Here is a 1040-nt window from a genome sequence, read left to right on the forward strand (position 1 = left end):
CTGTCATAATATCCAAATGGTTCAGGAGCCATTCGGAAACACAGGCTTCGCAAAGCCTCGTCCCGTCTATATCAGCGACGGCGTCTACAGTGCGGCCGCAGCCTTCACAGACAGGAAGGAAAGGCTCCTGCCGGTCATATTGTGCCTGTGCCCATTCATACCCCTTAGTCATTGAGCCTCGCCTCCAGCTCCTGGATTCAGGCCTTAAAGGCCCGAATCTCATATTTAAGGTCCAACGTCTCGCCGTAGTATTGCTCGCCCTCTTGGGCCCGTTTATATAAATCTGCTACCATGTCAAGCATTAACCCATTCACATTTTCCATTTGACATCCTCCGTTAATCCCCGGAAAGCATAACGCGGGCCATCTCGGCAGCTTTCAGGTATTGCTTTGCGTGCTTATTGCTTCCGTGGGTTTCTTTTACCTTCTTTTCAAATTCTTCTAGGGTTCCGGAAAAGCAGCCTGTAACCGCGTAAATCTTCTTATCTTTATCAAGATAGTAGGTCAGAAAATCATCCCGTGAGCCGATAGGGCCTTGCACAAAGTATGAGCGCGGGCTTGAAATATAAGCATTAACCCCGATTCTTGCGTTGCCGAAGACCTCGCCGTCGCCGAAGACCCTGCCGTTGTCGAAGATCTTGCCGTTGCCGAAGACCCTGCCGTTGCCGAAGACCCTGCCGTCGCCGAAGACCCAACAATTACCATCATGGCTCAGGTTTTCCTCTGATTCAACCCATCCGCCAAGGTCTCCTTTCTGAACGGCGTCAAAATCCCGCACTGCTTGGATTCTATGTAAAATACGCCCGCCAACTTCTTTGGTCTCTTCTGTTAAAATATATTTCTTTTCCATTTGACAACCTCCGTCCACGTTGATATACTATAAATAAGTTGTTTTCTGTTTGCCGCGTCAGGAATTGCCGTTCCTGCGCGGCTCTTTTTATTATCTGCCATGCCTGTTTTTCAGCCTCCTATGGGTATCGTTGCTGTATTCGATCATCATACTGTCGTATTGCTTGCGCAGGAACCGCCGGACTGTGACGC

The 1040-nt window shown here is 49.3% G+C and carries 2 protein-coding genes; both read right to left on the bottom strand.

Annotation, left to right across the window (positions count from 1 at the left end; all coding sequences use genetic code 11):
- Positions 1-197: 197 nt before the first annotated feature.
- On the bottom strand, positions 198-323 hold the full coding sequence (locus tag DPQ25_RS15250) for a hypothetical protein (RefSeq protein ID WP_262510525.1): 126 nt from the start codon (positions 321-323) through the stop codon (positions 198-200).
- Between the two features lie 13 nt (positions 324-336).
- The gene (locus DPQ25_RS14835) at positions 337-849 is read right to left on the bottom strand and encodes a hypothetical protein (RefSeq protein ID WP_177577152.1); all 513 of its coding nucleotides are present in this window, start codon (positions 847-849) and stop codon (positions 337-339) included.
- Between the last annotated feature and the right edge of the window lie 191 nt (positions 850-1040).

The organism is Hydrogeniiclostridium mannosilyticum (assembly GCF_003268275.1).
In the GTDB taxonomy this organism is placed as follows: Bacteria; Bacillota; Clostridia; order Oscillospirales; family Acutalibacteraceae; genus Hydrogeniiclostridium; species Hydrogeniiclostridium mannosilyticum.